The sequence below is a fragment of the Lysinibacillus sp. SGAir0095 genome, from assembly GCF_005491425.1.
Lineage (GTDB): Bacteria > Bacillota > Bacilli > Bacillales_A > Planococcaceae > Ureibacillus.
Window position 1 is genome coordinate 1,352,136 of sequence record NZ_CP028083.1, and the last position, 26,034, is coordinate 1,378,169.

The 26,034-nt window shown below is 36.5% G+C and carries 21 protein-coding genes; 18 read left to right on the forward strand and 3 right to left on the reverse strand.

The genetic code is table 11. The annotated features are described in order from the left end of the window. Positions 1–193: 193 nt before the first annotated feature. Both C1N55_RS06600 and C1N55_RS06605 read right to left on the reverse strand, forming a co-directional pair. On the reverse strand, positions 194–1,531 hold the full coding sequence (locus tag C1N55_RS06600) for an MFS transporter (RefSeq protein WP_137728088.1): 1,338 nt from the start codon (positions 1,529–1,531) through the stop codon (positions 194–196). A gap of 18 nt (positions 1,532–1,549) precedes the next feature. Then, positions 1,550–3,112: an AMP-binding protein gene (locus C1N55_RS06605; protein ID WP_137728089.1), complete on the reverse strand. Its 1,563-nt coding sequence runs from the start codon at positions 3,110–3,112 to the stop codon at positions 1,550–1,552. A 206-nt stretch (positions 3,113–3,318) separates the two neighbouring features. Between C1N55_RS06605 and C1N55_RS06610 the strand changes: the two genes are divergently transcribed. The 4 genes from C1N55_RS06610 (at position 3,319) to C1N55_RS06625 (ending at position 9,338) form a co-directional block, all read left to right on the forward strand. Further along, positions 3,319–3,933 carry a TetR/AcrR family transcriptional regulator gene (locus C1N55_RS06610; protein ID WP_137728090.1) on the forward strand — a complete coding sequence of 205 codons (615 nt, stop codon included), beginning with the start codon at positions 3,319–3,321 and terminating at the stop codon, positions 3,931–3,933. A 187-nt stretch (positions 3,934–4,120) separates the two neighbouring features. Further along, on the forward strand, positions 4,121–6,343 hold the full coding sequence (locus C1N55_RS06615; protein WP_137728091.1) for an EAL domain-containing protein: 2,223 nt from the start codon (positions 4,121–4,123) through the stop codon (positions 6,341–6,343). A gap of 402 nt (positions 6,344–6,745) precedes the next feature. Further along, positions 6,746–8,494 (forward strand): S-layer homology domain-containing protein, encoded by a 1,749-nt coding sequence (locus tag C1N55_RS06620; RefSeq protein WP_137728092.1) that lies wholly within the window; start codon positions 6,746–6,748, stop codon positions 8,492–8,494. Between the two features lie 97 nt (positions 8,495–8,591). Then, positions 8,592–9,338: a hypothetical protein gene (locus tag C1N55_RS06625; RefSeq protein WP_137728093.1), complete on the forward strand. Its 747-nt coding sequence runs from the start codon at positions 8,592–8,594 to the stop codon at positions 9,336–9,338. A 22-nt stretch (positions 9,339–9,360) separates the two neighbouring features. Here C1N55_RS06625 and C1N55_RS06630 read toward each other — a convergent pair whose 3' ends face one another. Further along, the gene (locus C1N55_RS06630; RefSeq protein WP_137728094.1) at positions 9,361–9,876 is read right to left on the reverse strand and encodes a VanZ family protein; all 516 of its coding nucleotides are present in this window, start codon (positions 9,874–9,876) and stop codon (positions 9,361–9,363) included. 123 nt (positions 9,877–9,999) lie between these two features. Between C1N55_RS06630 and C1N55_RS06635 the strand changes: the two genes are divergently transcribed. The 14 genes from C1N55_RS06635 (at position 10,000) to galE (ending at position 25,909) form a co-directional block, all read left to right on the forward strand. Next, positions 10,000–10,728: a YveK family protein gene (locus tag C1N55_RS06635; protein ID WP_137728095.1), complete on the forward strand. Its 729-nt coding sequence runs from the start codon at positions 10,000–10,002 to the stop codon at positions 10,726–10,728. Positions 10,729–10,730: 2 nt separating this feature from the next. Beyond that, positions 10,731–11,441: a CpsD/CapB family tyrosine-protein kinase gene (locus C1N55_RS06640; protein ID WP_137728096.1), complete on the forward strand. Its 711-nt coding sequence runs from the start codon at positions 10,731–10,733 to the stop codon at positions 11,439–11,441. A 56-nt stretch (positions 11,442–11,497) separates the two neighbouring features. Then, entirely contained in the window at positions 11,498–12,262 is a 765-nt protein-coding gene (locus C1N55_RS06645; RefSeq protein WP_137728097.1) for a tyrosine-protein phosphatase, read from the forward strand. A gap of 225 nt (positions 12,263–12,487) precedes the next feature. Continuing rightward, complete coding sequence (locus C1N55_RS06650) at positions 12,488–14,326, forward strand: polysaccharide biosynthesis protein (RefSeq protein ID WP_137728098.1); 1,839 nt, start codon at positions 12,488–12,490, stop codon at positions 14,324–14,326. A gap of 42 nt (positions 14,327–14,368) precedes the next feature. Continuing rightward, positions 14,369–15,673, forward strand: coding sequence for a glucose-6-phosphate isomerase (locus tag C1N55_RS06655; RefSeq protein WP_137728099.1), 1,305 nt, complete (start codon positions 14,369–14,371; stop codon positions 15,671–15,673). A gap of 9 nt (positions 15,674–15,682) precedes the next feature. After that, on the forward strand, positions 15,683–16,567 hold the full coding sequence (galU, locus tag C1N55_RS06660) for a UTP--glucose-1-phosphate uridylyltransferase GalU (protein ID WP_137728100.1): 885 nt from the start codon (positions 15,683–15,685) through the stop codon (positions 16,565–16,567). Between the two features lie 215 nt (positions 16,568–16,782). Beyond that, on the forward strand, positions 16,783–17,418 hold the full coding sequence (locus C1N55_RS06665; RefSeq protein ID WP_137728101.1) for a sugar transferase: 636 nt from the start codon (positions 16,783–16,785) through the stop codon (positions 17,416–17,418). Further along, positions 17,415–18,266 carry an NAD-dependent epimerase/dehydratase family protein gene (locus C1N55_RS06670; RefSeq protein WP_137728102.1) on the forward strand — a complete coding sequence of 284 codons (852 nt, stop codon included), beginning with the start codon at positions 17,415–17,417 and terminating at the stop codon, positions 18,264–18,266. Before C1N55_RS06665 ends, C1N55_RS06670 begins: the two co-directional genes overlap by 4 nt. 1 nt (position 18,267) lies before the next feature. Continuing rightward, positions 18,268–19,401, forward strand: a complete 1,134-nt coding sequence (locus C1N55_RS06675; protein ID WP_137728103.1) for a glycosyltransferase family 4 protein — start codon at positions 18,268–18,270, stop codon at positions 19,399–19,401. 54 nt (positions 19,402–19,455) lie between these two features. Beyond that, positions 19,456–20,580 (forward strand): glycosyltransferase family 4 protein, encoded by a 1,125-nt coding sequence (locus C1N55_RS06680; RefSeq protein ID WP_137728104.1) that lies wholly within the window; start codon positions 19,456–19,458, stop codon positions 20,578–20,580. 263 nt (positions 20,581–20,843) lie between these two features. Next, on the forward strand, positions 20,844–22,100 hold the full coding sequence (locus C1N55_RS06685; protein ID WP_137728105.1) for an oligosaccharide flippase family protein: 1,257 nt from the start codon (positions 20,844–20,846) through the stop codon (positions 22,098–22,100). Between the two features lie 27 nt (positions 22,101–22,127). Next, complete coding sequence (locus C1N55_RS06690; RefSeq protein WP_137728106.1) at positions 22,128–23,273, forward strand: polysaccharide pyruvyl transferase family protein; 1,146 nt, start codon at positions 22,128–22,130, stop codon at positions 23,271–23,273. Positions 23,274–23,365: 92 nt separating this feature from the next. Next, positions 23,366–24,529, forward strand: a complete 1,164-nt coding sequence (locus C1N55_RS06695) for a hypothetical protein (protein ID WP_137728107.1) — start codon at positions 23,366–23,368, stop codon at positions 24,527–24,529. A gap of 387 nt (positions 24,530–24,916) precedes the next feature. After that, positions 24,917–25,909, forward strand: a complete 993-nt coding sequence (gene galE, locus C1N55_RS06700) for a UDP-glucose 4-epimerase GalE (RefSeq protein ID WP_137728108.1) — start codon at positions 24,917–24,919, stop codon at positions 25,907–25,909. Positions 25,910–26,034 lie beyond the last annotated feature (125 nt).

Below are 26,034 nucleotides of genomic sequence, written 5' to 3' on the forward strand. Positions count from 1 at the left end.
GTACTTAATACTTTTGTAACCATCTGTCCTTATAGTTCCCACAACTCTTCAAAATTCATGTCTCCGATATTTTTTCCGACGCGCGGCAGGAACTTCATCCTAAGAACAAAGCCCATCCTCAACAACCGATACACAAAAAATGCCCTTCATCAAGGAGATGAAGGACACAACTTTCGCGTGATTCGCTGCTTTTTTAAGAAAGATGAACCGCTTTCTCTTTTTCCGCCTCATTATTCAGATGCGAGATGTTATCTTCATCCACATCATCCTCATACTGTGTAACGACACGAGTATCTGGGGCGAAGAGAATCAGGATTAATGAAATGACAAGGCTGGCAATCATGAAGCCGCCAAAGGCAAATGGAGAGGCGCCTAGATTTGCCCCCATGGCTGTCCAAATCATTGGACCGAATCCTACGATGGCCGCTGCAATTTGATAGCCGAGAGATAGCCCTGTGTAACGAACGTTTGCAGGGAAGAGCTCGGAGAATAATGTACCTTGCGTTGCAAAAATGGCTCCCCAGACAAAGCCCAATAAAACAACCTGCATTGTAAAGAACCAGGACGTACTGATAGGGATAGCCATAAAATAAGGAATCGATAACACGATCATCGCGACAAGGCCACCCGTATAAATGATTTTGCGGCCGATAAAATCAGACAGATAGCCGACAAGCGGAATTGTAATGATCATCGTTGCACAGCTTAGCGTTAACCCTAGAAGAGCCGTATCCCGAGAGTAATCTAGATAAGTCGTCGCATAAACCAAGATAAAGGACATTAAAAATACATTGAAGAAGCCATCCCCAAGCTTTAAGCCGATTAGGCGGAAAATATCTTTCGCGTTATGTTTGAAAACGTGAACGACAGGGATTTTCGCAAGCTCTCCTTGCTCTTTCTTTCTTTGGAACTCCGGTGTCTCCTCGATTCCGCTTCGGATCCAAACCGCAATGACAATCAGCACGATACTAAATAGGAAGGGAATACGCCATCCCCAAGCCATAAATTGTGCTTCCGTCGTTAACGCACTGATTAATGTGAAACTAAATGTACCCAATACTAAACCGATTGGAACCCCTAATTGTGGGACTGAGCCGAAAAATCCACGAATTCCCTTGTTTGCGGATTCGGTTGCTAAAAGAACAGCTCCTCCCCATTCTCCGCCAAGCGCGATTCCTTGCATTAATCGCAATATAACTAATAAAGCAGGTGCCAGTATTCCGATTTGGGCATAGGTAGGCAATAGTCCAATTAAAAACGAGCTTCCCCCCATCCCAATCAGTGTCAGCATTAAGGATGCTTTTCGGCCAATCCGATCGCCCATATGGCCAAAAATAATACTTCCGATGGGTCTCGCAGCATAACCAGCTCCAAAAGTGGCAAAGGCGATTAAAATCGACACGGCCGGGTCATGGTTCGGGAAGAAAAGGGAAGTGAAGACCAACCCTGTTGCAGTTCCATACAGGTAAAAGTCATACCATTCGATAATCGACCCTACTAAACTAGCCAATAAAATTTTCGCTTTTTTCATACAGCACCAGCTTTCACATTATTTAATTGAAATAGAATTTCTTAAAATATGTTTTTGAATCTTTCCAACGGGCGTTCGTGGGAATTCCTGAACGAACTCGATGGAATCGGGTACTTTAAATTTAGCTAATCTGCCTTTACAGAATTCGAGCAGCTCTGCCTCCGTCACGTGCATTCCTTGGTTTAAGATAACGAAAGCCTTGATTGCCTCATCCCGCATCTCATCTGGTACGCCGATTACAGCACTTTCATAAACGGCTGGATGTTGAGTTAAAACGCTTTCAACTTCTTGGGCAGCAACATTTTCACCAGATCGCTTAATCATATCCTTTACACGGTCCACGAAGTAGAAATAGCCATCTTCACCGATTCGTGCATTATCGCCGGTCAATAACCAACCGTCCCGTAACGTTTCCCGAGTGGCTTCTTCATTTTTAAAATATTGCTTCATCACTGTACGGCCAGGAACACCTTTGACGGCAATTTGACCAACTGCTCCCCGTTCCACTTCATCTCCATTTTCATCGATAAGCTTGACCTCATACCCGATGCTAGGTCTGCCGATACTTAGATTTTTCCGAATCCCGTTTAATGGATTGAGCAGAGGGATGCCAACTGTTTCGGTCATGCCATACAGCTGCAATAATTTTAAGGCAAACTTGTCTTCAAACTCCTCGATTTGATGTGCTGCAATGGCTTGGGCAAACATGACTAAACGAATAGGATTATCAAGGTCCTCTGCATCATAATCCTTTGCCAGAATCATTCGAATGGGTGCAGCAAATAAGGAGCCGACTGTGCCACCTAGTGATTTTGCTTGTTTAAAATAGCGTGAAGCACTAAATTTTTCCGTCAATGCAAGACTTCCGCCAACTACGAGTGCGGGCATTGTGGAATAGTATTGGGCATTGCCGTGGAAAAGCGGCAGGACGATAAACATTCGGTCATCCTCGGTTACGCCAATGGATTTTGACATGAGTTCGCCAGTAAATAGATAGTTTGCATTTGTCACTTGAACGCCTTTTGGTTTGGAAGTAGTCCCTGATGTGTAAAGCATGCCGACAACATCGTCAGCCGAAACTTTTGGAAAACGACTTGTAGCCGTAGAAGCATTTTCTATGAGGTGATGAAAATTTAATAGGTTTGATGATTCATTCTGGAAGCGCGTTAAAATGATGTGCTGAATCGTAGGCAGCTCGTCAATCATCCCTTGGAACTTTTCAACATGCTCTTCCTCTGTGATCAATAAAACAGATTCAGAATGATTGAGGATGTAATTCATTTCAGTGCTACTCGCCAAAATATTCGTCGGCACCATGATCGCACCAATATGAGCAAGTGCAAACCAGGTCGTTAAAAACTCGATATTGTTTGGTAAATGGAGGGTGACATGATCGCCCACCCCTACATTCAAATCGAGCAAAGCATTACTCAGCTTTAGCACCTCGTCATAAAATTCACGATAGGTCCTGGTCGTTTGAGTTCCATGTGCATCTTCAAAAGCGATAAAAATTTTATCAGGATGAGCAGATACTTTTTCCTCCAACAGTGAACGAAACGTTCGATTCCCCATAATGTCCATCCTTGACCCCCCTCCCTAAAGTAAACGGTTTCAAATTTGAAAAACGTCATTTCATAGACTATAGTCTAAATAATAAATCAACAAGAAAATGAATGTCAATACTATTCTGATAATTCAGATAAATAGTCTAAATAGTAGATAAATAGTCACAATATGGTCTATAGTTTGAAGATATAAACAAATAATTGGAAATGGGGAAACCTACTATGAGGAAAAGGAGTCGACAATTACAAGCAGAGAAAACAAAGCAGCGGATTTTTGAAACGGCATTGGAGTTATTTCAGAAAAAAGGGTTTAACCAGGTGACAGTGGATGAAATTGTCCAAAAAAGTAATAGCTCGAAAGGTGCCTTTTACGGTCATTTTGATTCAAAATATGGAATCTTTCTAGAAAAATTTAAAGAGATTGATACTTTCTACGAGACCTTTATCCAAACAATCGATGAGGAAGCACCTCTTAAAGAGAAAATTTTAACCTTATTTCATGGGCAAATGAATTATTTAGAGCATGAATTGGGCAAAGATTTAATGAGAACGGTTTACACGAACGGATTGATCGAAAGTGAAAATCATTATTTTACGAATACGGAGCGAAGTGTCTATAAAATTCTCATTCGTTTTATCAATACATCGATAGAACGTGGAGAGTTGGTGAAAGAAGCAAATTCTAAAGAAATGGCGATGCTAATCGCTCGATGTATGCGCGGGAATCTCTATGATTGGATTGCTTTTGGAAAAGATTTCAACCTTCAGGAAGAAAGTAAGGTATTTATGGAAATCTTTATGGAAGGGATACTAAAGCAGTATGGTGCGAGAAGGTAGAATGGTCATAATCACCAATAGATAGACAGCTGTATGGGCGAATCCTCTTCTAACCTCTTACTATAATATGGAACATTCGTTAAAATTTATTAAAATAGGTATTTTATGCTATAATTGTTGACGCATAGAAAATTAAAGAATAGTTCATCAGTTGGAATGGGTGTTTTTTGAAGGGAGTACTATCTACATGGAAAAAAGTGAGGAGCAACTACCGCTCTTTATTATAGAATCGATCAAAAGGTGTGAAAAGCTTGGGATGGACAGAGATGCCATTCCACAACCATACAATATAAGTGGCCAGCAGCTTAGTGAGACGTTATTTGAGTTTCGAAAGCTGTTTGATGTGCTTGATTTTTTTGCAAATCAACTTTTGCAAATGATCGAAGGACTGCCATTTATACTTATGATTACGGATGAAAACTGCATATTGCTCGATATTCTGGGGGATGCAGAAATTAAAGGAGCGATGGAAGCGGTCGGCATCAAACCAGGTTCATCGTTTGCAGAAAAACGAGTGGGTACGAATTCAATCGACTTGGCATTAAGGTTAAACCAACCGATGCAAGTGATAGGGAATCAACACTATCAACCGTACCTTCATGGGAATGCCTGCTATTCGGTTCCTTTCACATTTGAATCGAACGGAACAAAAAAGGGGACAATTTCCATTTCCACATTCCTGGATTATCAAAGTCCGCTTCTGTTAGCCATGTTGAATTCGGTGGTCAATTCAATTGAAAGAGAAATACAGCTGAGAGAATCCAATACTCGATTAAATATTCTCAATCAAGTCGTCATCGAATCCTCCAAAAACGGCATTATCGAGCTTGATAAAACAGGGAAGATTACTGAAATAAACACGATTGCAGAGAACATGACAGGATGGGAAAAGGGCATCTTAGTAGATGAGACGATTCCTTTAGGTTCCCAGATTAAGGATATCTTATCAGGCAATGACTTAACCGATCGTGAAATGTGGATTACAAATGAAAAGAACAGCAAGAAAACCGTTGCTTTAGTCGATGGCATACCACTTTATAATGAGCTGGGCCAACTGACAGCTGCCTTTTGTCAAATAAAGGATGTAACGGAGCGATATCATATCCAGGAACGATTAAATTACTTAGCCTTTCATGATGATTTAACGGGTCTTCCGAATCGAAGAAGCTTCCAACAAAAGCTGATTGATAGTCTGGAGCGTTTGAAAATAGAGAAGGGGAACCTTTCCCTGTTTTTACTAGATTTAGATCGTTTCAAATTCATCAACGACACGTTGGGCCACGAAAAAGGTGATTGGCTTCTGGTGGAGATCAGTAATCGATTAAGGGATTTCTTACCCAACCATGCCGAGCTTTTCCGGATGGGGGGCGATGAATTCACCATCCTACTAAATGATTTTCAGGATATGGATGAGGTGACTTCCATTGCAAGCGGAATTATTGAATTATTCAAACAAAGTTTTGTGATTGAAAACTATGAATTTCAAATGAGTTCAAGTATCGGTGTCTCCATCTATCAGGACGGGGAGAAGGACACGATTCCTTTAATCCGAAGAGCAGATACGGCGATGTACCGTGCAAAAGAAAATGGTAAAAACAATTTTGTACTATATGAGGCTAACATGGAGCATCGCTATTTTGAGAAATTAATGTTCCAGCAAGAACTTACATATGCCATGGAAATGAATCATTTGGAACTCTATTATCAGCCACAGGTTTGTCTTTACACCCAAGAGATTATTGGATTAGAGGCGCTTATACGCTGGAACCATCCGAAATTTGGACTGATCATGCCGGGTGATATTATTCCACTGGCGGAGGAATTGGGAATAGCCAATCTTTTAGGGGAATTCGTCCTGCAAAAAGCCTGCCAGCAGCTAACAGAGTGGAAGAGGCGTGGGTTACCACCAATCAAAATCGCCATCAATCTTTCTCCACAGGATTTCTTGAGTCACGCAATTGTTGAAAAAGTCCAGGATGCCCTAGCTCAATACGATATTGATCCGAAGCTATTGGAATTGGAAATTACTGAATCGATGGCCATGGAAGTGTCCAATGCCATTTCCATTATGGAGGAGCTGAATCAGTTAGGTGTCCAGATTGCCATCGATGATTTCGGGAAAGGATTCAGCTCGCTGAGTTATCTAAAAAACTTCCCGATTCACCGGTTGAAAATTGACCGTTCCTTTGTGAATGATATTTTAATTGACCCAAACGATGCCAAAATCATAACAGGCATTATTCATTTAGCCCAAACGCTGGACCTGGAAGTCATTGCGGAAGGTGTCGAAACGAAAGAACAGGCAGATTTCTTAAATGACTTAAAATGTGACGAAGTTCAAGGCTACTTTTATGGGAAGCCTGTGCCCGTGGCAGAAATCGAGGAATTGGTGTTTCAAAATAATAAGTAGGTAACAAACGATCGCTCTTTTGACATTTGTCAAAGGAGTTTTTTTTGTCTTAAGAAAGCGCCACAAATTCCAGGTCATCCATCCAAATTCCCTCTTGTAAATAGACAATTTTCCTAGGAGAAGTTCCTCGTTCAATCAAGAAATAGATTAAGAAAATACCATAATGCCTATTTGTTTCCAATTTTTCTAGTAAAATGGTATAAAAATAGTGTATTGTATATAATTGGAATGATAGTTTTTGGAAATTGAGGTTTTAAGTGTAAAAACTATGAGATTTGTAGTTTGTGTGAGTTTAGATAGAGTAAACTTGAAGAGAATACCAGAAAAGGTATATATTTGATATAGTAATATGGTATTATTATACATATATACTTGTGAAGTTTTTGAATAGGAGGAAATAGAGTGAATAAGAAAACGAGTAAAAAACTATTTAATACAGCACTTGCAACGGCAATGGTAGCAGGGTCAGTGGTTGCGATAGCACCAACAGCTACAGAAGCAGCAGCCGGCACATTTAAAGATTTAAATACAAGTAATTCCCACTACAATACAGTTATGAATCTAGTAGAACGTGGATTAGTAAAGGGCTATCCGGATAATACATTTAAGCCTGGACAATCGGTAAATCGCGCCCATGCAGCGCTAATCCTAGCAAACGTTCTAAAATTAGATACGGTCAATGTAACCGATCCAAAATTTAAAGATGTGCCAAAAGGACACCCATACTATGGGGCAATCGCGGCATTAGCAAATGCGGGCATCATCAAAGGTTTTGAAGATGGTACTTATGGCATGACGAAAACGTTAACAAGAGGGCAAATGGCCGTTATCATCAAAAATGCCTTCGATTTAGAAGCTGGGGATGCGACGACACCTTTCAAGGATATTGCGAAGAACCCTTATAAAGAACACATTACAGCACTATTTGCAAACGGTGTAACAACAGGTACGACACCAACGACATTCGGTGCCGCATCGAATGTGACACGTGGTCAATTTGCGACATTTGTAGTAAAAGCAGAAGCAGCAAATGCTGTTGAGAAAGTAGTGGACATTAAAGATGGTCAAATCATCACAAACAAAGGTACATATGCGATTGAAGGAGACCTGGCAAAAGTATTTAACGCTTCGAACGCGGCTGCTTTAAAAGGAGCAAAAGTCAACTTCAAATTTGCTGGGCAAACAGCGGCATTAGCTTCTTTAGAAGCTGTGGCAGCTGAAGCAACGGCAAAAAGAATTCTAGGTGTGGCGAGCCTTAACTTAGTGGCTGGCAATGCAACATTCGATGCAGGTGGTTATTCAATTCCAGAAGTAACGGTGAGCGGAAACAATGTACAAGTGAAAAACATGGTAGCTGACAAATTAACAATTGCCGATAACCTGACAGTTAACCTAACAGGTGTCGAAGCAAAAGAAGTAACAGTATCAGCAACAACAAAACTAACACTGGATGCTACATCTAAAATTGAAAAGCTGGCAATCCCAGAAGGCAAAGACATTAAAGATGTCATCACAAACTACGATCAAGTAAAAGATCAAATTAAAGAAGTAGTGAAAGTCGATGAAAGTGGAAGTGAAACGCCGGTAGAACCGGGAACTCCAGCTCCAGGATTACCTGGGCCAGGACCATCAACTCCTTCGGCAACTGAATTAGCTATTGATGCAGCAATTAAGAATTTAGTTACTTCTGAGAATAATAGTAAAATTGAAGAGTTTGGTTCTATTACATTTAGTGAATCAACAAATACAATCACATTTACAATTAAATCTGGTTCAGGTACCAAAACAATTGCTGATGTACGTACGGCATTGAAAACTCAAACAGAAGGTGTTGACTACTCTGATTTAGTAAAAGGATTATCTAATGAACAAATTGATACTCTATTAACTATTACTTCAACAACAGTCACTGCTGGTACACATACAAAAGAATTTATGCGTAGTAACTACTTTGATTATTCAACTTTAGATATCAATCGTGAAGCAGTGGTAGAAGATGTAGATTTGTTCATTGATGAAGCAATAAGAAAATCAGGCAAGTCTGTTGTTGATCTTAACCAGTTTGGACAAGTGTTTGATGAAAAAATTACGATTAATGTAGCTGGCATCAGATATACAGTGGATATTGTTGGTTATACACCTGCTAACTAATTTTATTTAGTCAATTCCCCAGAACAAGGGTGTTCTGGGGAATTTCAATGATGAAGCGAAAATTACCAAGTTTTGCTATTGGAGGTAAAGGCTCCTTATGGAAAAGAAGCGAAAACGAAAGAAACGTAAAAAGAGTAAAAAGTGGTTGCTGTATGTCTCGCTAGTGGTCGTGCTTCTGGTCGTGCTTGGTGGTGGGTATGCGTTATACGAGTTTAAGTTTAGAACCTATGATGTGGCAGATGAGAAGGTTGATGAAATTATTGAAGACAATTACATCATCGAACTTCCCGATGGTACCGAAATTGCCGTCGATAAAGAGGGGAATATTTTAGAAGAGGTTTCCGGGGAACTTGTTTCCAATTCAGAGGCTACTTCAAATCAGGCCAATGCAACATCGGGAGGCTCATCATCATCAGCTGGTAATAACAATACAACAACAGACAAGCCGGGATCGTCTTCAAACGAAACGGCCCAAGCAGATGATGAGAAACCGACAGTTAAATCAATAAAAGCGAAATATACGCCATCATTGGAAGCTCTCCAAGCACAGGCAAATTCGAGAATCAATGGACTCATTGCCAATGCAAAATCAGAGTACTCGACGAAAAAAGCAAATGGCGAAAGCATCAGTATCGGTTATTTCTATAACAAATACATGGGGGCTGCTGAAGGCCTTGAAGCAAGCACAGATGCAGCATTCAACAGCTTGATCGGCATTATTGAGAAGGATTTAACATCCAACGGTTTTGATAAGTCGCATGCACAAAGTCTACGAGATGACTATGAGGCGATGAAACAAGCACGTCGTGATAGTATCTTGAGCCAAGTAAAAGGTGCTCTGTAACATAAAAAAGGAAAGCGTCCAATCAGCGCTTTCCATAACTAAAACTATGTTTTCTAATTTTTTTCCGGCTACTCAACAACCAACGAACAGTCACATACACAATGATAAAGAAGCAGGCCCCTGCCATATCAAGCAAGACATCATGGAAAGATGGCGTTCGGCCACCAGTGATTGATTGATGGTATTCGTCGAAGCAAGCACAAAGAAATGTTAACAGGAACGAAATGGTGAATCGTAGAAGGATGGGTTTGAATTTACTTAACAACAAAAACCAAGTCAGTCCCACCAATCCGAACAGAACAAAATGTGCACCTTTTCTGATCAGAAATTCGATGAAGCGATAATAACCACGATCTTCAATGGAGACGATACTGTTTCCGTAGGGGATTTGAATGCTCGCCAAAGAGCCTTCGAGCGGTTTTTCAGGGAGCCATTGTTCTAAGTTCTCAATCAGTGACTGTTCTTCATAGGTTTGACTAGACGAAAAAAACAAAAATCCTAATAAAAGTACTAACAACAAGTAAAGTAAATTTTTCATATACTAATTTTTACCTAAAAATTCCAAAAAATCAATTTATCTACCCTTTTTTTCCTAATCGGTAGGAAATAATTTAGCAACGATATGAAAAAGGTGCTGCCATTGTCAAGAGGAGATGACCAAGTGGAAGAAACAATTAGCTTACAAGATATATTTAAAGTGATTAAGAAACGATTTGTCCATATTGTAAGCATTACAATGATTGCTGCATTGATCGCTGGGGTAATTAGTTTCTTTTTACTGACACCAATTTACCAAGCATCGACACAAATCTTAGTAAACAAACAAAATACAGAACAACAGGCGATTCAATCGCAAGACATTCAGGCCAATTTGCAGCTGATCAATACTTACAATGTCATAATTAAAAGTCCGGCCATTCTTTCAATAGTAATCGAAACATTGGATTTGAAACTAACACCAACACAATTAACGAACAAAATTACAGTGTCGAGCGAGAACAATTCTCAGGTTGTCAACGTAAGTGTCCAAGACGAAAATGCTGCCATTGCCGTAGAGGTTGCGAACACGACAGCAGAAGTGTTTCGACAAGAAATAAAAGAACTTATGAACGTCGACAATGTGAATATTCTTTCTCCTGCAATTCTGAGTGAGAATCCTTCACCTGTAAAACCGAATAAGATGCTGAACATTGCCATTGGCGCGGTTATCGGGCTAATGCTCGGAGTGGGGCTGGCTTTCCTTCTTGAATACTTGGATACAACCATCAAATCCGAACAAGACGTAGAAGATATATTAGACCTTCCAATCATTGGAATCGTAAGTCCAATACCGGATCTCGAACCAGTAACAACTTCGAATCTTTCACGTAGTAAAGGCAGGGGAAACTAGGGATGTTTATGCTGAAGAAAAAGAACAAAAAATCGAATTCGTTGGCAAGGAAAATTATAGTGGCTACCAATCCAAAGTCTATCAATGCCGAGCAATACCGAACGATTCGAACAAATATCAATTTCTCGATGCCAGACCAGGAATTACGTACACTTTTGGTAACCTCTGCATCCCCATCAGAAGGGAAATCAACAACGGCTTCAAATATCGCTACAGTCTTCTCTCAGGAAGGGAAGAAAGTGCTTCTAGTGGATGCTGATATGCGCAAACCCACTTCGCACTATACATTTAAGCTGCGAAATTCTCACGGCTTATCCAGCGTTCTGACAAGACAATGCGAAGTAGAAGAGGCTATCCAATACGCAGAAATCGAAAACTTGTATGTATTGCCAAGTGGACCAATCCCACCAAATCCGGCAGAATTACTAGCCTCAAAAAATATGAATGCTCTCACAAATCGCTTGTTGGAGGATTTCGATTTACTAGTGTTTGATACACCGCCCATTCTATCAGTAGCGGATGCACAAATCGTATCGAACAAAACCGATGCCGCTGTACTGGTAATCAATACAGGGAAATCCGAAAAAGAAAGTGCCATCAAGGCAAAAGAACTTTTGGATGCTGCCAAAGCCAATACCATTGGTGTCATCTTAAACAACTATAATATCGAAAATAGTCACTACTATTATTATTACTATGGAAGTGAGGAGTAAAAGACCCGAGTGTCCTTTACTCTCTTTTCTTAAAAGAATGAAAGGGTGAAAAGAGAATGATAGATATGCATAGCCATGTATTGTGGAATGTCGACGATGGCCCCAAAACACAAGAAGAATCAATGCAATTACTGGAACAAGCTGCAAGGGAAGGCATTACAGATCTCATCTCCACCTCTCATAGTCATCATCCTCAATTTAACGCAAAATTCGACATTGTCACTGAACAAATCGAGCAATTGCAACAGGAATTAACAAACCGCCACATTCCTCTGACCCTCTATACGGGGCATGAAGTGCGTTTAAATGAAAAGCTAATGAACTTAATCCAACAAGGAGAAGTTCATCGATTAGCCAATTCCAGCTACTTATTATTGGAATTACCCTCAAGTCATGTCCCAACCTATACAAAAAATATTATCAATGCCTTAGCAGTTGAGGGGATTACGCCGATTATCGCGCATCCAGAGAGAAACAAGGGAATCGCGGAAAAGCCTGAAAGATTGGAACGCTTGATCCGAGAAGGGGCTGTAGCACAAATTACAGCGGGAAGTTTAGCAGGACAATTTGGGAAATCCATTCAAAAGCTCTCGCTGGATTTAGTGCGTGCAAATCTGGTCCATACATATGGGTCGGATGTCCATAACTTAACAACAAGACCCTTTCTATTTGAAAAAGGCTTGGATTATTTAGAAAAAAAGAAAGAATTAGACTCGGTTGATATGTTATTGCAGAATAACAAAAGTATCATATATAATGAACCGTTTGTGCTTTTTGAACCAGAAGAGGTGAAAATACGCAAATGGTGGAGTTTATTATAAGTAGCAGAAAAATGTCGTATTTTGTCGTGTTTACCTTTAGTAATTATAATAATAGTCCTATAAATTAGACATCTACTAGGTTAATTGTAAAAATATAGTCAAATTTACATTTTCCTCTTTCCAACTTCCAGTAAAATGGTATAATGAGTTTGTTACTTTTAGATTAGTGAATTTAATATTCATGAATAATAAATGAACAAGTATAGGTGAAAAGAGGTAAATGCTATGAATTATAAACAACGATATACCGCCTTCTTTATATTAGATTCATTCATTGTCTTATCGGCAATCTTCTATTGTTACTGGCTACTACATCCTTCACTTAATATTTTTTCGAATACCATAATCTTAATCTCGTCGATCACGCTATTAATTAGCCACCATTTGGCAGCACACTTTTTTCACCTGTATGACAGAATCTGGAGTGTGGCTTCGGTACGAGAGTTATTGACCATCTTTAATGCGGTGACCATCTCTATCGTAGTAGCAAGTGCAGTGCAATTTGTGGTGAGCGGAGATGTGTATGTGCGACTGATGGGCATCACGTGGCTGCTCCACATCGTTATGATTGGGGGATCTCGATTTGTCCTAAGAATTGCCCATGACCGAACAACGCTGAAGGCACATGGAGATTTGAAAAGCGTGTTAATCGTCGGGGCTGGACAAGCTGGTACAATGCTTGCCAGAAGCATGCACAACAATCCTTCGCCTGAATACAAACCGGTGGCTTTTGTGGATGATGATCCGACCAAACAACAGCTAACGGTAATGGGCATAAAAGTTTGCGGGAATACGCAGGAGATACCACGAATTGTCGAAGAGAAAAAAATACAAGAGATTATCCTGGCAATCCCTTCCCTTGGAAAATTGGGCATCCATGAAATCTATGAAATTTGTTCCAAAACGAAAGCGAAAGTACGGATAATGCCAAAGGTGGAGGATGTCCTAACTGGAAATATCTCTGTCAATGATATACAGGATGTCAAAATTGAGGATTTACTTGGTCGTGACGAGGTCGAGCTAGACATGGTCGCCATATCGCAAAAACTAACGAACAAGGTGATCTTAGTGACAGGAGCAGGTGGTTCCATCGGTTCAGAGATTTGCCGTCAAGTGATGAAATTCAAACCAAAGAAACTTTTATTACTTGGACATGGTGAAAATTCCATCTATACCATTCATATGGAGCTAATCGAGAACCACGCAAATCAGGGAACTGAGATTATCCCGATTATTGCGGACATTCAGGACCGAGAACGAATTTTCGAGGTTGTAGGGTTGAATCTGCCAGATGTCATCTATCATGCGGCAGCACATAAGCATGTACCATTGATGGAATACAATCCAAGAGAAGCCATTAAAAACAACGTGTTCGGTACAAAGAATGTAGCGGATGCGGCCAACGAATATGGAGTTTCCAACTTTGTCCTAGTGTCAACAGATAAAGCTGTCAACCCACCAAATGTGATGGGTTCGACGAAGCGAGTTGCAGAAATGATTATTCAGAATCTTTCGACAAGAAGCAATACCATCTTTGCAGCTGTCCGATTCGGGAACGTTTTAGGCTCTCGTGGAAGTGTTGTCCCTCGTTTTAAAGCACAAATTGCAACAGGTGGTCCGGTAACGGTCACACATCCGGACATGACAAGATACTTTATGACCATCCCAGAAGCATCTCGCCTTGTACTGCAAGCTGGGACACTTGCTCAAGGGGGAGAAGTATTCGTGCTGGATATGGGCGAGCCTGTCAAAATTGTAGACCTGGCACGCAACCTAATCCGTCTTTCTGGATTTACAAAAGAAGAAATCCAAATCGAATTCTCTGGTATTCGACCTGGTGAAAAAATGTACGAAGAACTGCTTAAACCGGAAGAAATTCAAGAAGAGCATATCTATCCAAAAATTCATGTAGGGAAAGCCAATGCATTAGACACCGAGGCCCTTCACGAATTACTAGTAAAATTGCAGTCTCTTGAAATAGACGACATTAAAGAAGAAATAGTTTCAGTGGCTAATAATAAATGGCAAATCCCAGAGCATACGGCCATCAAAGTACCCGTATAAATAAGCATCGAGGATTCTAAAATTCTGAAAAGAGGGAAGAATGTGGCAACGCAATTATTACAAACGACGATATTGAATGAACAATTTTTAAAGATTGACTATTCACAATACACATCAGCTGTTGCAGCGATTCACCACCATCTAGAAGAGTCGAAGGATGAACTGACAGGATGGGTCAACACACCTTTAGAAGAGAAACATAATCTCATAGATTCCATACAGACGATTGCAAATGAAATCAAAGTTAACGCGGATGTATTAGTCGTCATTGGAATTGGTGGTTCTTACCTTGGCGCAAAAGCGATTCAAGATGCATTAACACCTTACTTTGGAAAGCAGCCGAACGGAATTGAAGTGATTTATGCGGGGCAAAACATGAGTGGAGCCTATATCAATCAGCTATTAACCAGTCTTGCAGACAAAGAAGTTTATATCAACGTCATTTCAAAATCAGGTTCAACGATGGAGCCAGCATTAGCATTTCGTGTGCTACGTCAATATATGGAAGAACGATATGGAGAAGATGCGAACCAACGCATAATTGTTACGACTGATCCTGAAATCGGATTTCTACGAGAGATTGCTGAAACTCATAATTATCGTCAATTTCTGATACCTCCCAATATCGGTGGAAGATATTCCGTTTTAACGCCGGTAGGTCTATTACCAATTGCAGTGGCAGGTGTGGAGATCAAGCAATTACTAGATGGAGCTAAAGAAGCAGCAACTCTATTAAAAGAAGGAAATTTAGAGGAGAACGAAGCCTATCGTTATGCCGTGATTCGTCATGCCCTCTATTCGCTTGGCTATAAAGTAGAGCTACTGGCTTCCTTCGAGCCGGCATTAGCTAATTTCCACGACTGGTGGAAGCAATTATTTGGTGAAAGTGAAGGAAAAGACCAAAAGGGACTCTTCCCTGCAACCGTAAATTACTCAACAGATTTACATGCGATCGGACAATTTATTCAGGATGGGAGCCCCATCCTATTTGAAACCTTGCTACATTTTCATGAGATAACAGACGATTATCGTGTCCCGTTCGATGCTAGAGACGAAGATCGACTAAACTATTTAAGTAATCGAAGCTTTAATAGCATTAATGCAATCTCTAAACAAGGGACAGCCCTAGCCCATGCTGAGGGTGGTATACCAGTTATCCAACTCGAACTTAAAAAACTAGATGCTTATCATTTAGGCTATTTAGTCTACTTCTTTATGAAGGCATGTGCCATGAGTGCTTATTTAATAGAAGTAAACCCATTCGACCAACCGGGAGTGGAAGCCTATAAAGGGAAAATGCTGGAACTTTTAAACACTGAAGACAAAAAAGTAGATTTGAAAGGATGACTAATTGATATGAAGAAAGTCAGAAAAGCCATCATTCCTGCAGCGGGTTTAGGAACGCGATTCCTGCCAGCCACAAAAGCCATGCCAAAAGAAATGTTGCCAATTGTAGATCGACCAACAATCGAATATATCGTCGAAGAAGCGATCGCTTCAGGAATTGAAGACATCATCATCGTAACAGGTAAAGGAAAACGCGCAATTGAAGACCACTTCGATCGCAACTTCGAGCTGGAAGCCAATTTAATAGAAAAAGGGAAGCTCGAGCTATTAGAAAAAGTAAACCAATCATCTAAAGTGGAAATCCACTATATTCGTCAAAAGGAACCAAAGGGATTAGGTCATGCTGTTTGGTGTGCGCGGAATTTCATAGGAGAAGAACCTTTTGCCGTACTACTCGGCGACGATATTGTACAAGCACAAAATCCTTGTACGAAACAATTAATCGACCAATATAACGAAACAGGGTCATCCGTCATCGGAGTTCAAACAGTCCCGAATGAGGAAACACACCGTTATGGCATAATCGATCCCATTTCATCAAATGAAAGACTATATGAAGTAAGTAACTTCGTAGAGAAACCAAAACAAGGTACAGCTCCTTCTAACCTAGCAATCATGGGGCGCTATGTCCTAACACCTGAAATTTTTGAATTCCTTAGCCTTCAAGAAACAGGGGCAGGTGGCGAAATCCAATTAACCGATGCCATTCAAAAGTTAAACCAAAGTCAAAATGTATTTGCCTATGATTTCGAAGGGAAACGATACGATGTGGGTGAAAAAATAGGCTTTGTGAAAACGACGATTGATATGGCGTTGGAGAATGAAGAAATTCGGGATGAGCTATTGGATTATTTGTTGGAAAAGGTAAATGAAATCAATCTAGCATTAAAATAGAGATTTAAAGGTGGCTGCCTCCTTACTTTTACCAAGGAGGTAGTTAGTTTCAATAGTGTCCAAATAAATATTCTATTTAATAAGAAGAAACTCTATATAAAATCGATGTAGATATGAAAAGTTCAAGTGATTTTAGTGGTTTAGTAGTTAGTTGGAGGTTTAAATTCCAAGTAAGCACTAAATTTCTAGTAACCATTCAGGGAGTGTTGGTATTTGTGTATTTAAAAATTAAAAGATTAATAGATATCATATTATCATTAATTGGCCTTATTACATTAACACCAGTTTTTATAATACTTATTATCTTAATTAAGCTCGATTCGAAAGGTCCTGTATTGTTTAAGCAAAAACGGGTTGGGAAAAACAAAACACATTTTAATATTTTAAAGTTCCGAACTATGAAAATAGAAACACCTAACGACAAGCCGACTCACATGTTAGAGAACCCTGAACAGTATATCACCAGGATGGGAAAGTTTTTGAGAAAAACTTCACTTGATGAGCTTCCGCAGATTTGGAATATCTTTGTTGGTCAGATGAGCATTATTGGACCGAGACCGGCACTTTGGAATCAGTATGATCTGATTGCTGAACGGGATAAGTATGGTGCTAATGATGTACCACCTGGACTAACTGGTTGGGCGCAGATTAATGGTAGGGACGAGCTACCTATTGAAGTTAAAGCAAACTTGGATGGGGAGTATGTTGAGAAGATTGGTCCTTTAATGGATGTTAAGTGCTTCTTTGGGACCGTGGTCAGTGTATTAAATAGTGACGGAGTTGTTGAAGGTGGGACTGGAACTACGGCGAATAAAGAAATCGCGAGTAGTGAGGAGAGTATTTTTAAATGAAAAAAATATTGATTATAGGTAAAAGCAGTTATGTAGGTATGAGCCTGGAGAAGTGGCTTGGATATGATTTTGATAGATATTCAACTGATTCAATCAGTGTGAGGAATGACCGATGGAAGGAAATGGATTTTTCTGTGTATGACGTTGTCATTCATGTAGCTGGGATAGCACATATAAAAGAAACAAAAGAAAATGCTGAGATTTATTACAAAGTAAACCGTGATTTGGCATATGAAGTTGCTCAAAAAGCAAAGGTTGAAGGTGTAGAGCAGTTCATATTTTTTAGTTCAATGAGTGTTTATGGAATTGAAAGTGGTGTGATTGATAAAAATTCTTCTGTTCAACCTAAAAGTAATTATGGGAAATCAAAGCTTCAGGCTGAGGAATTACTTTTGTCTATAGAAGAAAGTTTTTTTAGAGTAGCTATTCTTCGCCCTCCAATGATTTATGGAAAGGGATGTAAAGGTAATTATACTAAATTGGGGAAATTTGCATTAATAGCTCCTATATTTCCTGATATAGAAAATAAGCGTAGTATGATTTTTATTTATAACCTATGTGAGTTTGTACGATTATTAATAGATAATTTCGACAGTGGAGTATACTTCCCTCAGAATAGAGATTATGTAAAAACGAGCAACATGGTTGAACTGATTGCAGAAACTCATGGTAAGAAAATTTGGAAAATCAAATTTCTTAACCCTATTGTTTACTATCTTCGTAGAAGAATAGGTACGGTGAATAAGGTTTTTGGGGATTTGGTTTATGACAAAGAAATTTCAATCTACAAAGAGGACTATTATGTAGTTGATTATACTAAATCTATAAAAGTAACGGAGCAGAAATAACATGAAAAAGGTTTTGTTTGTAGCAACAGTAGTGAAGAAACATATTAATGTGTTTCATTTACCTTATTTAAAATGGTTTAAAGAAAATGGATATGAGACTCATGTATGCGCTAGGAATGATTTTGATGACCCAGATGAACTCTCTATACCATTTTGTGATAAGTACTATGACCTTCCTTTTGAACGTTCACCTCTTAAAACGAAAAATATTAATATATATAAACAACTGAAAAAGATTATAAAAAGCAATAGTTATGATTTAATTCATTGTCATACACCAATGGGAGGTGTACTTACAAGGCTAGCAGCAAAGTCATCACGAAAAAATGGAACGAAGGTTCTTTACACTGCACATGGATTTCATTTTTTTAAAGGTGCACCTCTGAGGAATTGGTTGTTATATTATCCTATTGAAAAATGGCTATCAAAGCACACAGATTGTTTAATTACAATTAATAGAGAAGATTATCAAACTGTTAAGAGCAAATTAAAAACAGTAAACATAAATATGGTAAATGGAGTTGGAATTGACTGTAGTAAGTTTATACCTCAAACATCAGAAACTAAAGTAAAAATACGTAGGGAATATGGTTATTCGGAACAAGATTTTATATTAATTTACGCTGGAGAGCTTAGTTATAGAAAACATCAAGATCTTTTAATAAAGGCAGTTTCACATTTATCAAATAAGATACCGAACATAAAGCTTTTACTTATAGGTGAAGGTGATCTGCTAGCGCAATACAAACAACAAGTGACCGATTTAGGGTTAAAAGAAAAAGTCAAGTTTTTAGGTTTTAGGAAAGATGTTTCAAATCTTATGTTGATTGCGGATGTATCTGTTTCATCTTCACGACAAGAAGGACTTCCGGTAAACGTAATGGAGGCTATGGCTACGGGGTTACCACTAGTTGTAACAGATTGTAGGGGAAATCGAGATTTGGTAATTGATGGGGAAAATGGTTTTGTTGTAGGAATTGATGATGTAGACAATTTTGCTCTTTCAGTTGAAAAGCTTTTCTTTTCAGATAATACAAGATATCTTTTTGGACGAGCTAGTTTAAATATGGTTGAAACTTACTCGCTAAGTAAGGTTATTGAGGAAATGAAAGGAATTTATTCTAAATATATATAGAGTAATTTCTATTTATTGTTATTTGTATCGATTTATTAAAAAGTTGGTGATAGTATGAGAATTGTATTTTTAAGATCTAATCCAGTACAACCAGATCCAAGAGTAGAAAAAGAGGTAAATAGTCTTATAATGGCTGGCCATGAGGTATCAGTGGTGGCTTGGGATAGAAGTGGGAAATATAAAGTTAATAAGTCATTTTTAGATTTGAAGAATGGAAAAGTGGCAATATATCGATTTGGAATTCCATCTGATTATGGTGCAGGAATCAAAGGAAATATTGGACCTCTAATATTATTTCAATATCGGTTGATACAATGGTTATTAAAAAATAGGGGATATTACGATGTAATTCATGCTTGTGATTTTGATACGGCTTTCGTGTCTGGATACTTAGCAAAGCTCTTAAAAAAGAAAATTATATACGATATATTTGATTACTATGTGGATGCATTTAATGTTCCTAAACTACTAAAAAATTTTATTGAAAATAGGGATCATAGATTAATTAATACTGTAGATGGTGTAATAATATGTTCTGAAAAAAGAAAGGAACAAATTAATGGTACAAGCCCCAAAAGGTTAGCTATAATTCATAATTCTCCTTCTACTTCAAGTTTAAAAATAAGTTCTTTAAATCTAAATAAAGAAAAGGTGAAGATAGCTTATATTGGAATTCTAGCAGAGGGAAGATTATTAAAAGAATTATCAGAGGTAATTATTAATAATCCAGATTTGGAATTGCACATAGGGGGGTTTGGTACCTTACACGAATATTTCCAAAAACTGTCGTTTATACATAGTAATATTATTTTTTATGGTAGACTAGATTATTCAAAGACTTTAGAATTGGAAAAAAGTTGTGATATAGTTACGGCTATATATGATCCAAAGGTTCGAAACCATTATTTTGCAGCTCCAAATAAATTCTATGAAGCATTAATGTTAGGTAAACCAATTATAATGGTTAAAAATACTGGTATGGACGAAGTGGTCATTGATAATAAAATTGGTGAAGTTATAGAATATAATTCAATCAGTCTCGAAAAAGCAATAAAAAATATAAAAAAGAATAAAACTGATTGGCCAGAAATCTCAATTAGAATGAAACAATTATATAAAAATAATTATATTTGGAATGAGATGGAAAGACGTCTTATTGAATTGTATGAATCAATATAAGGAATCAAACTAACGCGAATTAATGAATTTGAGTATAGCTAGCGTGATAATTATATCCATGCTATTTTCAATTGTGAGAACATGCGTCCTATGCTTTGAATATTACCTTAAAGAGTAGTTTGATTAAAACTAAAACAAGTAATCAAGTTTAGTTTATTTTTTCAGTTCGTAGTCTAACGATTATTGTTTTAAAAATTAACGAGAGATTATCGGATAAGTAACTTCCTATAAGCTCCAATCAAAAAAGATGGTGCAAGAAGAAAATGAATAAAATTTTTAAAGAAAGTTTTTGGTTAATCTTTGGGACTGTATTAGGTACTTTTTTGACGTTTTTTACTCAGGTTTTATTAACAAGATTTTTTAATGTTGAAGAATATGGTTCCTATATAACCGCAATGAATTTGATTAATTTATTTGCAGTTTTTGTTAGTTTTGGTGTAGGAGATTTTCTTGTAAAGATATTTGGGGAGGAAGGGGATTTTGCGTATAGGTGGATAAAACCTAACTTTTTGATTTTAACCTATTCTTTAGTATTTTCCTTACTCATATTACTACTTATAATAATATTCAGTGAATTTAGTGAGACTACCAAACATTTATTATTGTATTTAATACCTAATATCATCCTACAAGGTTTATTACCATTAATTACAGCAATATATCAAATTGAGCAAAATTATAATAAGGTTGCTTTATATAATCTCGTAATTTATATTGTCAGGTTTCTTGGGGTAATCTTAGCTATTATCTACTTTGATCACGTCATATATATAGGATTAATTACATGTATATTATCGATTATTACAATTCACCATTTTATAAAGATTCTTTTCCGTCTTCAATCTAAAAGTTTACGAATTCCGAATTATATTTATAAAAAGCGTAGAGAATACCCAAATTTACTAAATTCGTTAAAAAATAGTTCTCCTTATGGGTTAGCTGCTATTTTTTACTTTATTTATTACCAAAGTGATATCATTCTATTAAGTTTTTTTAAAGGAGAGGAAATTGCTGGCTACTATAATGTAGCTTTTACAATAATATCCTTTGTTTATTTATTTCCAAATATTATTTTTGGAAAATTATTTTTGCCGAAGCTTCATTTTTGGGTGCATCATAATCCTAAAATGGTTAAAAGTCTATATAAAAAAAGTAATCTTATCATGATAATTGTTGGATTGTTATCGGTAATTTTAATAATGTTTACAGCAGAGGTATTAATATCATTAGTTTTTGGAGAAAGATATATAGATTCTGCTCAACTGCTAATTTTATTAAGTCTATGTATTCCATTTAGATTTATTTGCTCAGTAAGTGGTACTATTATGTCGACAGATAATAGAATATATTCAAAAGTGAAACATCAAGGTTTGACTGCCGTTTTAAATATTTTACTAAATATTATTTTAATACCTTATATCGGTGTATATGGCGCTGTATACTCAACAATTCTTTGTGAAGTATTTCTTTTTATTCTACTTTGGAATAGTTGTAAAAATTATATTAAATTAATAGTTTAAACCTATAAATAAATTGAGGTGTATAGAATGGGAAGTATTGCATTTACTGGTTATTATGGTATGCAAAATTATGGTGATGATTTGTTTGTTGTCGCTTCTACTTTTGCTGCGAAAAGGTATTGGGATATGTATCCGGAGGTTTCAATTATAGGATCACCTATTGATAATTTGGATGTGAATTTTTCAGTTACACATTTGAGAAAGCTTTACGCAGGCCATAACTTTGTTAGCAAGTTATATAGAACCGCTATTATGGTAAATTCCTTTATTCAAAATGAATTAGTTGTATTATCTGGTGGATCAACTATAAGTTCGGACTCATCAAATAAGATGAGAAAACTCCAGAATATGTTAGCCGAGAAAGGTATATCAAAAATAGCTGCTATAGGTGTTTCAATTGGTCCTTTCACAACAAAAAAAGATATTGATGATGCAAAGGCTTTTATTAATAACTTTTCTTTTCTCTCGGTAAGAGATAAATTTTCATATAATTTATTACATGATTTAGAAATAAAAATACCATATGTCTATGGAAAAGACTTAGCAGGTCTTATTCCGCTTTTATATCCTTATAAAATTGAGAAAGATGATAAAAGTAATAAAGTTCTAGGGATATCACTATGTAATTATGAAAGTTTTTTGGGTAAAGATGAAAGTATTGAAAAGAAAAGGAATTTAGCAATTTTTAATGCTATAAAAAAAATTACTGACACATATAGAGAAAGTATCACAATAAAGATTTGTGTCCTCAACACTCATCCAATTAAGGGAGATATGAAAATATCTAGTGAACTAGTAGAATTTTTAGGAGAGAATTTTTCAAAAGTAAAAATAGTATATCATGAATCTGATCCAATTAAAATGTGGAATGAAATTAGTGAGTGTGATGCATTTTTTAGTGTAAGACTACATGGTGGAATAAGTGCATTTTTATTGGATATCCCATTTGCACTTGTAGAATATCATAATAAGTGTTCGGACTTTTTAGATGATATATTACAACCAAGTGATTTGAAAATTAGTAAGAAAGAGCATGATTCTGATTATATTTATAATATTATAGAAAGAATATTGTTTGATAAAAATGTTATGGATGGTCTATATCCATCTAAAAAGTATACGCATGATACAATTAAGACATTTACAGAAGCTCCTTGGGTAAATTCAAAATAATTAATTTGAGTATATTTTACTTTTTAATGAAAACAAATTTAACTCTTCTTAAAGTAGAATAAATAATAGTTACACTTGAAAAGGGGGGTAAAATGAGTAAGAAGACTAGTCTGTTAGTTTTGTTTTTTAGTATATATTGTTTTATTTACTTTAGTATAACCTCATTAATATTTTATATCAGTTTATCTCTAGGATATGATGGTCTTGGTATTCCTTTTTTTGGTGGAGGTGATGATGGCGAATTTTATGCAACTCAGGCCAGAAATATCGCAAATGATCAACCTGCAATATTAACTTCTATCCATGCTTTAGTTTTAGGCTATATATTAAAAAGCTTTAATTCTGATAGTATTTTTTTAATGAAGGGGTTTAACTTTTTAGGTAATATTTTACTGGCTTATTTTTCATTAAAAATATTAAAGAAAAACGTAACAATTCCTTATGTTTTTAATGTATCAGCAATTATTTTACTAATATCTCTTATTTGCTATCCGAGTTATCTGATAAATTCGACTCTTTCAATATACCGTGATACTTGGATATGTGTTTATTATATTGTTTCTGTTTTTGCTTTCATAAGTCTATTTATACAAAAGGGTAAATTAGGTAATGTATTTACTCCTATTCTTTTAATATTATCAATGTTGTTATTAGGTGGTTACCGTACTTATGCATTATTAAGCTTTCTTATAGCTTCCTGTATTTTTTTATTTTTTCATAGAAAAGGAAAAAATAATAGTAGTGGAGTTAGAGTCATCCTTGTTTCCTTAATAGGATTTGGAATTATATACACTTTCTTTCGTAATTATTCAATTCCAATAGTAGATATGTCTTTGCAAGATGCATTAATATATCGTAATGCTGGAATTGAATTATTTGCTGGAGGGAGCCAACTATATATATCACTGAACCAACCAAATTTTATTTTGTTTTTAATAAATTATTCTTATAGCGTCTTAAGTAATGCTCTGGGTCCTTTTCCATGGCAAATAAATGGAATATCTATGATACTTGTTTTTATTTCGGAATGTATTCCATTTATACTGATATGTTTCTTTCTTTATAAAAAAAGAAAAAGCTTTTCTGCTACAGATACTTTATTGGTTATACATGCCGTCGTTTGGTTCATGTTAATTGGAATTACTAATGATAACATTGGTACCGCAGCTAGATTGAGAATGGTAGGATGGATTCTTTTAATACTAGTTGCTGTGAAACATCTAGGTATTTCTATTATTAATAAAAGAATGAAATAATTAACAGAAACTAAACTGGATATTTTCTAGATAATAATCTATATTTTTTAGATGTGAATGGAGTTTTGAAAGAATATTCAATTTTATGATTGTTTGTAAAGATTAAGAAAATTCCGCTATTTAGATCGTGTTTTTTTGTTATACGGTGAGAATTATTGTATTTAGTTAATTATAATACATACACAATAAGCGGATACAATAGGGCGCTTGAAGTGTTTAGGGTACTGGAAGTCAAAATTACTTAGTACAGTGTTAAGTGTATAGTAATAATTTTTAAAAAACTCCTTCAAAGTAGGAATAATTAAAAAAGAAACAATTACATATAATTATGGTTTTGTAAGTAAAGACAGTTGCTTATGAACTAGAAGTTAGGGGGCAATTGAGGTAATGTCAATCTTAATAACCGGCGGAGCAGGGTATATTGGATCCCATACAGTTAAATATTTCCTAGAAAAAAACGAAGATATTGTTGTTGTTGATAATTTGCAAAGTGGATATATATATTCTATTGATGTAGAGCATATTTATGAGGTGGATCTTAGAGATAAAGTAGCTTTAGATAGGGTTTTTAAGACTCATAAAATTGAGGCTGTGATTCACTTTGCAGCAAATTCTTTAGTTGGTGAGAGTATGGAAAAGCCCTATGAGTACTATCATAACAATGTTTATGGCATGATGTGCCTTTTAGATATAATGAAGGAAAATGATGTTAACAGAATAGTATTTTCATCAACAGCGGCAACATATGGTGAACCTAAAAATATACCTCTACTTGAAGATAATGAAACCAACCCAACAAATACTTATGGTGAAACAAAATTAGCCATGGAAAAAATGATGAAATGGTTTGAGACAGGTTATGGCATGAAATATGTATCTTTAAGGTACTTTAATGCTGCAGGAGCACATGAAAGTGGCTGCATAGGAGAAAATCATGATCCAGAAACCCATTTGATTCCTTTGATTTTACAGGTTCCACTTGGCAAGAGGGATAGAGTTTATATGTTCGGCGATGATTATCCAACAGATGATGGTACATGTATTAGAGATTATATACACGTAATGGACTTGGCTTCTGCTCACTATTTAGCTTTAGAATACTTAAGAAAAGGTAACCCAAGTGACATTATTAACCTGGGCAATGGAAATGGTTATTCAGTCAAAGAAGTAATTGATGTAGCAAGAAGTGTAACTAACCATCCAATTCCAGCAGAAGTACAAGCGAGAAGAGCTGGTGACCCTGCTGTCTTAATCGCCTCATCAGAGAAAGCAAAAAAAGTATTAGGATGGAAACCACAGTTTGCTTCCTTAGAAAAAATAATTACGGATGCTTGGAATTGGCATAAGCATCATCCGAATGGTTATTTGGACAAACAATAGTTTCATGCTTAAAAATGTATCAGAAGTTTAGATTGGATAGCCAAATAGTTTTCATGTAATAATCTGACGTAATACATGATAATAGGAATTATAAAGAAAAGTGGTAATTTACCCACAAACTAAAT